8 protein-coding genes, 1 tRNA gene and 1 riboswitch are annotated in these 9,917 nt (G+C 34.5%); of the genes, 6 read left to right on the plus strand and 3 right to left on the minus strand.

Annotated elements, in window-relative coordinates; genetic code table 11:
* Positions 1-61: 61 nt before the first annotated feature.
* A complete protein-coding gene (locus tag ACFOZZ_RS01400; RefSeq protein WP_376814531.1) occupies positions 62-1,732 on the minus strand; it encodes a formate--tetrahydrofolate ligase in 1,671 nt (556 codons plus the stop codon).
* 114 nt (positions 1,733-1,846) lie between these two features.
* A riboswitch (ZMP/ZTP riboswitch) is annotated at positions 1,847-1,927 on the minus strand.
* 90 nt (positions 1,928-2,017) lie between these two features.
* Between ACFOZZ_RS01400 and ACFOZZ_RS01405 the strand changes: the two genes are divergently transcribed.
* Positions 2,018-2,518 carry a flavin reductase gene (locus ACFOZZ_RS01405; protein ID WP_376814532.1) on the plus strand — a complete coding sequence of 167 codons (501 nt, stop codon included), beginning with the start codon at positions 2,018-2,020 and terminating at the stop codon, positions 2,516-2,518.
* An 8-nt stretch (positions 2,519-2,526) separates the two neighbouring features.
* Here the strand turns inward: ACFOZZ_RS01405 and ACFOZZ_RS01410 are convergent, their stop codons facing one another.
* Positions 2,527-2,976: an NUDIX hydrolase gene (locus ACFOZZ_RS01410; protein ID WP_055233721.1), complete on the minus strand. Its 450-nt coding sequence runs from the start codon at positions 2,974-2,976 to the stop codon at positions 2,527-2,529.
* Positions 2,977-3,096: 120 nt separating this feature from the next.
* Between ACFOZZ_RS01410 and pepV the strand changes: the two genes are divergently transcribed.
* The 5 genes from pepV to ACFOZZ_RS01435 all read left to right on the plus strand — a co-directional run bounded on the left by pepV (position 3,097) and on the right by ACFOZZ_RS01435 (position 7,847).
* Complete coding sequence (pepV, locus tag ACFOZZ_RS01415; protein WP_376814533.1) at positions 3,097-4,461, plus strand: dipeptidase PepV; 1,365 nt, start codon at positions 3,097-3,099, stop codon at positions 4,459-4,461.
* Between the two features lie 46 nt (positions 4,462-4,507).
* A tRNA-Leu gene (locus ACFOZZ_RS01420) sits at positions 4,508-4,593 on the plus strand.
* A gap of 56 nt (positions 4,594-4,649) precedes the next feature.
* Positions 4,650-5,231: a hypothetical protein gene (locus ACFOZZ_RS01425; RefSeq protein WP_055233723.1), complete on the plus strand. Its 582-nt coding sequence runs from the start codon at positions 4,650-4,652 to the stop codon at positions 5,229-5,231.
* 471 nt (positions 5,232-5,702) lie between these two features.
* Complete coding sequence (locus ACFOZZ_RS01430; RefSeq protein WP_376814534.1) at positions 5,703-7,523, plus strand: transposase; 1,821 nt, start codon at positions 5,703-5,705, stop codon at positions 7,521-7,523.
* A 57-nt stretch (positions 7,524-7,580) separates the two neighbouring features.
* Positions 7,581-7,847: a hypothetical protein gene (locus tag ACFOZZ_RS01435; protein ID WP_055289488.1), complete on the plus strand. Its 267-nt coding sequence runs from the start codon at positions 7,581-7,583 to the stop codon at positions 7,845-7,847.
* A 75-nt stretch (positions 7,848-7,922) separates the two neighbouring features.
* Here the strand turns inward: ACFOZZ_RS01435 and ACFOZZ_RS01440 are convergent, their stop codons facing one another.
* On the minus strand, positions 7,923-9,554 hold the full coding sequence (locus ACFOZZ_RS01440; protein ID WP_376814535.1) for an AAA family ATPase: 1,632 nt from the start codon (positions 9,552-9,554) through the stop codon (positions 7,923-7,925).
* Between the last annotated feature and the right edge of the window lie 363 nt (positions 9,555-9,917).

A 9,917-nucleotide genomic window follows, 5' to 3' on the forward strand; every position in this document is an offset into this window, starting at 1 on the left:
TCATTATGACTTTCATGATCTAGGTGCTCAGAGGCCTTTCACCTAAACTTGACCTCAATTATTAGAATAAACCAGTAATCTTACCTTCTTCATCAATGTCCATATTATTAGCAGCTGGTACTTTTGGTAAACCTGGCATACGCATAATATTTCCAGAAATAGCAACTAAGAATCCAGAACCAGTATTTGGAATCAAATCATTGATTGTTACCTTGAATCCTTCAGGACGTCCAAGTAAAGTCGCATCATCTGATAAAGAATACTGAGTTTTCGCAATACAGATTGGTAAATCACCTAAGCCCTGAGCAGTGAACTTCTTGATCTTGTTAGCTGCCTTCTTAGTGAAGACAACATCATCTGCACCATAGATTTCTTTGGCGATTGTCTTGATCTTTTCATCAATAGGCATATCTAATGAATAGATAGGTGCATAATGAGATTCTTCTGTATCAAGAATATTTAATAGCTTGTTAGCAAGATCAATGCCTCCTTCGCCACCCTTAGCCCATACTTCAGAAATAGATACTTCAACATTTAATTCCTTACATATATCATCTAATAGCTTTAATTCAGCTTCTGTATCTGTAGGGAAAGCGTTAATAGCAACGATACAAGGTAAACCAAACTTCTTGATGTTTTCAATATGTTTAGTTAAGTTACCAATACCCTTCTTTAATGCTTCAAGGTTTTCAGTACCTAATTCTTTCTTATTGACACCACCATGCATCTTTAATGCACGAACAGTCGCAACAATGACAACTGCATCTGGATTTAATCCAGCCTGACGACACTTGATATCTAAGAACTTTTCAGCACCTAAATCAGCCCCAAATCCTGCTTCAGTAATGGCATAATCGCCAAGTTTCATAGCAAGCTTTGTAGCCATAACTGAGTTACATCCATGAGCGATATTGGCGAATGGACCACCATGTACAAATACTGGAGTATGATCTAAAGTCTGAACAAGGTTTGGCTTGATAGCATCCTTTAATAATAAAGTTACAGCACCAGTTGCATGAATATCATCAACAGTGACTGGCTCACCATCATAATTATAAGCAACAATCATTCTTGCAGCTCTTGCTTTTAAATCTTCAAGAGAAGTAGATAAACATAAGATACCCATCACTTCACTTGCAACACTAATATCAAAACCATCTTCACGAGGAACACCATTTGGTTTACCGCCTAAACCAACAACAATATGTCTTAAAGCACGATCGTTTAAGTCAACAACTCTCTTCCATACAACCTGTCTAGTATCAATATTCAAAGGGTTACCCTGCTGAATAGAGTTATCAAGCATTGCCGCAATCAAGTTATTTGCTGAAGTGATGGCATGAATATCACCTGTAAAATGAAGGTTGATATCTTCCATAGGAACAACCTGGGCATATCCTCCACCAGCTGCACCACCTTTAATACCAAAGCAAGGACCTAAACTTGGTTCACGCATTGCAACGATAGACTTCTTACCTAACTGATGTAATGCCTGTGATAAACCAATCATTGTAGTTGTCTTACCCTCACCTGCAGGTGTTGGGTTAATTGCAGTCACAAGGATTAATTTACCATCTGGATTATTTTCAACTTTCTTAATAGTTTCTAAAGAGATTTTTGCTTTATATTTACCATATAATTCTAAATCATCTTCAGTCAGTCCAATCTTTTCAGCCACATTTTTAATTGGCTCCATGACTGTACTCTGTGCAATTTCTACGTCTGTTAACATTTTTTTGTTTTTCCTCTCTTTCAGGTTATTTTCTTTCAAAACAATTATATACTAATCCAGTACCTGCATGCTTCCATTTTTTCAAAAAAACAAAAAAAGAGCCTACTAAGTCCAGGACGTTGCCCAGACGGTCGGCTCTTCAAGAAATTATACTCCATGTGGTTAATTCCACTTCCGTCAGTCGTATAATACAGTTGTAGTGTATCAAATAACCTATTGTTTGACAAGCACAAATTTGATTAAATAGTGGCATAAGTTTATAATATAAAAACGGAGGTAATGACTATGTTTAAAGAAGTAGATGTAAAGACATTTGATTTAAAAATATTCAATAAATTGAATAAGGAATGGGCACTACTCAGTGCAGGTAATAAAGACGCATTTAATACTATGACTATTTCATGGGGCGAGATGGGTACATTATGGAATAAGCCAGTGATGACTTGTTTTGTAAGACCGCAGCGTTATACAAAGGAATTTATAGATTCTAATGATAAGATGACTCTTTCATTCTTTAATGGAGAACATATGAAAGATTTAACAGTATTAGGTAGAGAATCTGGACGTGATGGAGATAAGATTGCGAAGACTGATTTAACACCTACATTTATTGAAGGTCTTCCTACATTTGAAGAAGCAGACATTATCGTTGTGGGAAAGAAACTCTATGAAGATACAATCAAGCCTGAATGTTTCTTAGATGAAACACTTGTGGATAAGAATTACCCTAATAAAGATTTCCATACAATGTATATCTGTGAAGTTGAAAAGATCTATATGAAATAAGAGAAGCGCTAGTTCGCTTCTCTTTTTAGTTCATTGTATTCTCTTATCTGGTTATATTCTTCGATTGTTTTCTTAATATCATTAAAGATATGTGGGTCAAGTGTCTTCTCTAATTCACCTTCATCCACAAACTTATAATCTGTATGTTCAAATGAAATCTTAACTTGATCATTTGTAGGAATACACAAGAAACCAATACCCACTGTCTGATAATGTGGTCTAATAGCCGTAAATGTATAAACTGGCTTAATGATTTCAATATCTAGTCCTGTTTCTTCCTTTAATTCTCTAACAAGCGCCTGGTGAGGATCTTCCCCGTATTCTAATCCCCCACCTGGTAATTCCCAATAACCAAGTCCATCTGATGAAGGTCTCACACGTTTTAAGATTAATGTCTTGCCTTCATAAATCACAATACCTTTGACTGTAATATGAAATTGTATGTCCTTATTCTCCATATTCTTTTGCCCCCTTTTTACTATATTAGCACAACTCTTGAATGAACGTTACAAAAAGGTGCAGTATGTGTGTTTCAAATAATTCAAAAATTGTATATAATAGTCACTGAGGTGAATAAAATGATTGATTTTAAAGAAGAAGTATTAAAGCATAAAGAAGAAATGCTGAAAGATTTAAAGGACTTATGTCTGATTCCTTCAACTCTTGATGAATCTACTGCGAAAGAAAATCAGCCATTTGGTGAAAATAACCGTAAAGCGCTTGATTTAATGCTTTCTATCGGTCAAAGAGATGGATTTGTTACTGATGATTGTGATGGATATGCTGGTTCTATTGATATTGGTGAAGGAGAAGAATGTTTTGGTATTCTTGGACACTTAGATGTTGTGCCTACTGAAGGTCAGGAATGGGATTATCCAGAATATGATATGACTCTTGATGGAGATACACTCTATGGTCGTGGTGTGGCTGATGATAAGGGGCCTTTAATTGCTGCTTATTATGCTGCTAAAATTGTTAATGAACTTGATTTTGAAAAGAAGATGAAGGTTCGTATCATTTTTGGATGTAATGAAGAAAATGGTTCTCGCTGTATGCATTACTATTTCCAGCATCGTCCATATCCAAAGATGGGATTTACTCCAGATGCTGATTTCCCTGTTGTATATGGTGAAAAAGGTAACTGTCATTTCATCATCAAGAGTAAAACAGATGATGATAAGGTAATCTCTATTCATTCAGGACGTGTAGTGAATATCGTACCAGATCAGGCTAAAGCTGTATTAAAGGGTACTGACTATGAAGAATCATATAATGCATTCTTAAAAGAAAATAACTTCAAAGGTTCTTTAGAAGTTGTAGATGGTAACACACACTTATTCTTAAAAGGTAAGAGTGCCCATGCATCTCAGCCTCAGTTAGGTAATAATGCCGCAAGTAACTTATGTCATTATATTGCAAGTGTAACTGATAATAGCTACGCAAAATTCGTTGATGAATATTTATACAATGATTATTTAGGCGAAAAGTTCAATGTCGCATTTACTGGTGAAATGGGTGCTTTAACTGTTAACCTAGGTATCTTAGATTATGAAAATAATGAAGGTTCATTAACTCTTGATTTACGTCTTCCTCATGACTCAGACAATGATGAACTTGTTAAGAATGTAGATGAAGCTGTTAATAAGTATGGCTTGAGTGAAGAACATGATATTGGTCCTGCATTATATGTAGATCCTAATAGTGAATTAGTTCAGAAGCTTCATGAATCATATGTACAGTTCACAAATGATCATGAACATGGTCCTCAGACTATCGGTGGTGGAACTTATGCAAAAGAAATGCCTAACTGTGTTGCTTTTGGTTGTGAATTCCCTGGTAAAAACCATCATATGCATGAAGAAAATGAATTAATTTCATTAGATGATTTATTAACTGCAGCTGCTATCTACGCTCAGTCTCTCTATAATCTTCTTAAAAAATAGTTGAATTCTATGTGCAACTCAAGTATAATTTTAGTTGCACAAAGTTGCGGCCGTGGTGGAATGGTAGACACGCAAGTTTGAGGGACTTGTGGACGTACGTCTGTGTGAGTTCAAATCTCATCGGCCGCACCATTAATTAAGATGAACTAGCTAGAGATAGCTAGTTTTTTTGTTTAGGAGGATTTTGTATGATTGATCATATGGAAATAAGAGGCGCAAAGGTACATAATTTAAAAAATATCGACGTTGATATTCCTTTAAATAAGATTGTAGCTATTTCTGGTGTATCAGGAAGTGGTAAGACAACATTGATTCTTGAATCTTTATATCCTGCCATAAAGGCTTCATTAAATCATGAAACACTTCCTAATCATGTAAAAGAATTGGATGCATCATGGGTCAATAAGATTGATTTGATTGATGCCTCCCCTATTGGAAATAATGTCAGAAGTACTGTTGCAACTTATTCTGGTGTATTTTATCATTTAAGAAGGTTGTATGGAAGATTAAGTGATCAATATAGTGCAGGTGATTTTTCTTATAATACAGGTAAGTTAAGATGTCCTGTGTGTGAAGGTACTGGTACTATTTCTATGGATATACAGTTTCTTCTAGATATAGAAATGACTTGTGAACATTGTGATGGTACACGGTACAGCAATGATGAGGATTCTATAATGTACCATGGTTATAAATTTGTGGCTTTCATCCCACACGCTTGCGTGTGGGATGAAAGCCACATTTCACTTGATAAATACTTAGAAAAATGATATATAATCTATGTATATTAAAGTATAGAAAGTAAACAGATCATTAGTAAAAGTAACTATGATATGAATACACATACAACAAAACAACCATCACTGTAATCAGAAAAATCCTAATAATGCTGCACATATAGCGAACAATAATAACCATGCATAACAGTGCTATCCTAATAATTCAGCATATCATTCAAGTTGTGGAAATAAGTAACGGCACGAACTAAAAGTGACAATGTACAAATAAATATTTCCATTCCTGCTGGATGGAAAATAGAACTTGAAAACCCTGCACGTATCTATTCTGTTGAGGAAGGTGAGAGTATCATATTTCTTGACTTGATTCGTATTGAAAATATCTGATACAGTATCACATCATCAGATATTCTAAATTCATATTTCTGGTATTAAAAGGTAATGTAGAGGAAATATTGAAACAGATATTACAGAAAAATCTATTACCACATTAAGGCTCTTGAAGTGAAGCCTGACCATATACATGTCTTTGTAGATGTACCACAAACTGCTGCTCCCTGTGATGTTGTAGGGACTTTTAAAGATATAAGTGCTATTGAACTATTCAAGGCATTTCCACAATTAATACAATCCTATGCAGGATGCGGTATTTTATGGTCTAGAGGATATTTTGTATCTACAGTAATTAAGATAATATTAAGGAGCAGAAAAATGATGACTGACGAAGAATACAAAAGGATTCTTAAACGATTTCATAAACTTTCTGACAGGCATATCATGGCTGTAGAAACCGATATGTCTTATTCTGATGTACTTAAAGTAGTGGCTCTTTCTGATAAGATGCGCAAAGCTGGGAATGAGCTTGTTGGTCTTATGAGAAAGAATTATGACCAGCTTATGCGTACAAAGAGATACCGTAAATTACTCTTTCTTTATGGTAATTCTAAAGATAAGGCTAAACGAAAAACTTATGCTGAACAACTTAATGAAATGCAGAAAGCTTATAATATTACATGGGAATACTGCAGAACGTCCATGATTCCAATAGGCAAGAAATATGGTGTAGACGCTGTATTTGCTCTGACTAAAGCCGAAGATATTTGGCGTGGTATTGAAAAATGCTTATATGGTAATGGCAATGCCATTCATTTCTCAAGATATGGAGAACTGCCTTGTATTCGTGCAAAGCAGATGAATCGTGGTATACCTATATCCGTTATAGATAATAAACTACAGTTCAAACTTGGCAGGATGGTATTTGGAATACAAATAAATGATAGATTCCAACAGGATGAAGTAGATGCGATTTTATCATATCTTGCCGAATCTGAGATTCTGGATGACAGGGCTGTTAATACTCTTATTAAAGATGGCTGTTGCATAGATACATACAGACCCTGCTATGCTACGCTTGTTCCCAGGATGATAAGAGGTAAATACAGAGTATATCTGCATCTTACTATCGAGGGTAAAGCAAAGCCAAAATATGATAAGCATGGCAATCCAAGACATAAATATGGCAAAGGAATGATCGGTGCTGATATTGGTACACAGACTGTTGCTTATACATCTGATACGGAGGTGGGCTTGAAGAATCTTTCAGAGCGTGGCAATAGTATTCAGACTTCCGAGAGAAAAGAACGTCTGCTATACCGTGCAATGGACAGGTCAAGACGTGCAACTAATCCGCAGAATTATAATGATGATGGTACTGTTAAAAAAGGCCGCAAAACCTGGAAATATTCTAATCATTATAAGAAGCTGAAATCAAAGCACTCTGAACTATGTCGCATCAATGCCATAAACAGACAGCTTGCAATAAATGAAGACGCTAACCATTTAAGAAGTCTTGGAGATGTATTTATCACAGAACCTAAAAATGCAGGCAGGCTTATGAGACGAGCTAAAGAAACTACGGTCAATAGTAAAGGCAAGTTTAACAGGAAAAAGCGTTTTGGCAAATCCATAAAGAACAGATGTCCTTCCGGGTTTCAAGCTGCTGTAGAACAGAAATTCAAGGTATCAGGTGGCACATATATTGAAGTATCTAATGATTACAGATCAAGTCAATATGATCATACTGTTGATGACTATATTAAAAAGAGATTATCTGACCGAATGTATAAGCTGCAAGATGGTACTGAAGTACAAAGAGACTGGTATTCATCATTCCTATTATACTGTTACGATTACAGAACCCAGGATATAGATAAAAACAAATGTATTTCTGAATTTGATAAGTGTTACAGCAAAGAAAAAGCTCTAATCGAATGGATTAAGGTTAACGAGATCAAAATATTAAATAGCGGAATTAAGACAGCGTAAAACATATTCAGGGAGATTGATTATACTTCCTTACGAAAGTAGAAATTTACCGTTAATGTGGTCGTTGGACTGCTTGGTAATGAAAGTTCTGATTCAAATAGATTTACACTTGTAACTCCAAAGTCTGAAAATGATGTACGATTACAAGCTACACTTGGCAATCAGAACCCCACGGGCTTGCCCGTGGGAGTGGTCAGTAGAAATTCTGATTATATTATTGATATGGGACCTGAGGGCGGTCAACTTGGTGGAGAGATTATTGCGATGGGAACTGTCGAAGAAATTAAGCAGAATAAGAATAGTAAAATTGGAAAATACTTGTGAAAGGCTGTAACGAATACTTGAGCGTTACAGTTCTTTTTCATAGAAAAAGAATATCAGAAATAATATCCGATATTCCTATTGCCATTCAATTTCTACATTTTTCTGATAATGTGCTAGTCCTATGCGAATCACTGTTCCACTTAATTCACTATCATATCTTCTACTGTTAATTTGATCTATTGCTGATTTTGCAAGTTGTTTCAAATCAACTGAACTATCATTTGTATACTTAAATTCTAGAATATATGATATTTGATTTTTCTTGGATTTTAGTATGATATCACATCTTCCCTTTCCTACTTTTCGATTACTGATTACTTCATACTCACTAGAAAGCCAGGCACACATTCCAAGCAGCATCATATGATAACTATTTTCATCTTTTAAATCATGATAAGAAGGTAATGTGAGTAGAATCTTTCGATATCTATCTTCAAAATCTTCTTTTTTGCAACGCTTTAATGAATTGAATAGTACTGTCAGATCTGTTTCAGTCGCTTTCAAATGATAGGCTGTAAGTTTTCTAAACTCTAATTGAACTTCTTGATTAGGAATTTTTATGATATACAGGCTATCTTGAATAGATATTGTTTTGTGTAATGTTAGATATCCAGCATTAACCAAAAGACCCCACAAGTTTTCTGTATTGTTTACTTCAAAAAAGCTCGTATCCATTTTTACAGTGGTTTCGAGTTCACCATTTCGAATAAGCTCCTCATAGCCTCTCTCAAAAGCTTCATCACTGCTAGATATTGCTTTTTTAATCATTGTATTACTGCTCGTATTCACCCAATAAGGTTCTAATACTTTTCTAGAAGCATAATTCAAGATAGACCATGGATTATAGATATCATGTTCTCCAAAATGATATCCATCATACATAGATTTCACTTCATCATTGAGTGATAAATCATAATATTCTAATGTTTGTTTCGTTTCTTCTTCTGTAAAGCCAAAGTATTGAGAATATTCTGAATCTTTTACTGTACATACAACCAGATTATTCAAATCGCTGAAGATGTTCTCTTTCGCAACTCTTTGAATACCAGTCATCATTGCATAATGTAGACTCGTAGATGTCTTTAATGCATTATGCAGCAGAGAAGATAATCCCCCTCGCAACTCGTCATAATATCCTCCAACATGAGCTTCAATAAAAGGTGTGTCATATTCATCTATGAATACCATTACTTTTTTGTGGTAGTATTTCTCTAATCGTTCCATCAAAAAAGAAAGTGCATCGATAATATTATCTAGAAGTCCATCATTTTTTGTCATTAATCCTTGTACAAGAGATTCATACTCGTTTTGTTCAAATACAGTCATTTTTTGTTCAAATACATGAGCATATCGATCATATTCTTTACGCAGTTGTAATTTAATTTCCTTTACAACATTCCATTTATCATTCTTCGCATTCGCAAACGAAATGAAGATTGTAGGATATTGATTCATTTCTGATATATACTCTGTTTCAACAATTTTTGTATCTTTGAATATTTCTTTAGAATCTTTAGTAATATCAAAGAATGAAGACATCATTGATATATTGATTGTTTTTCCAAACCTTCTAGGTCGAGTAATAAGAGTGACAGTACTTTTTCTCATTAAAAAATCATAAATCATCATACTTTTATCGATAAAAAAATAATTCTGATTCTTTAAGGTTTCATAATCTACTACTCCTAAAGGTATAGCTTTTCTCATATGGACACTCCTTTCTCGTATAATATGTACGTAATCAGTTAATGAATTTTATTAAATTCATCATTGATTGTACATTCTAATTTCTAGATAATAGTTTTGTTTTGAATGAAGGTTTTATTCACACTCCCTGTGGCTACTTCATGTACGTCCACTTCAAAAAGACTTAATCCTTTAGACTTGACATCACTTTATACCCGAATTAGTTTGTTGCAGCAGTGTTTCTACACTTGTCTCCGTATTTGCGAGGTTGCGTTTGTCTTGATTTAGAGGTGCAATTCAAAACCGATTACATATGAAAGAAGGTCATTATTTATGGAAAACAATTATATTCTTTATGTTGGCATGGACTCCTCTAAAGGCAAA

Origin of the sequence: Catenibacterium sp. GCM10023432 (genome assembly GCF_042651925.1) — a bacterium.
Taxonomy (GTDB): Bacteria; Bacillota_I; Bacilli_A; order Erysipelotrichales; family Coprobacillaceae; genus Catenibacterium; species Catenibacterium mitsuoka.

Coding starts and splice junctions, on each gene's coding strand:
- ACFOZZ_RS01400 (WP_376814531.1), bottom strand. CDS start 1,732: ATGTTAACAGACGTAGAAATTGCACAGAGTACAGTCATGGAGCCAATT.
- ACFOZZ_RS01405 (WP_376814532.1), top strand. CDS start 2,018: ATGTTTAAAGAAGTAGATGTAAAGACATTTGATTTAAAAATATTCAAT.
- ACFOZZ_RS01410 (WP_055233721.1), bottom strand. CDS start 2,976: ATGGAGAATAAGGACATACAATTTCATATTACAGTCAAAGGTATTGTG.
- pepV (WP_376814533.1), top strand. CDS start 3,097: ATGATTGATTTTAAAGAAGAAGTATTAAAGCATAAAGAAGAAATGCTG.
- ACFOZZ_RS01425 (WP_055233723.1), top strand. CDS start 4,650: ATGATTGATCATATGGAAATAAGAGGCGCAAAGGTACATAATTTAAAA.
- ACFOZZ_RS01440 (WP_376814535.1), bottom strand. CDS start 9,554: ATGAGAAAAGCTATACCTTTAGGAGTAGTAGATTATGAAACCTTAAAG.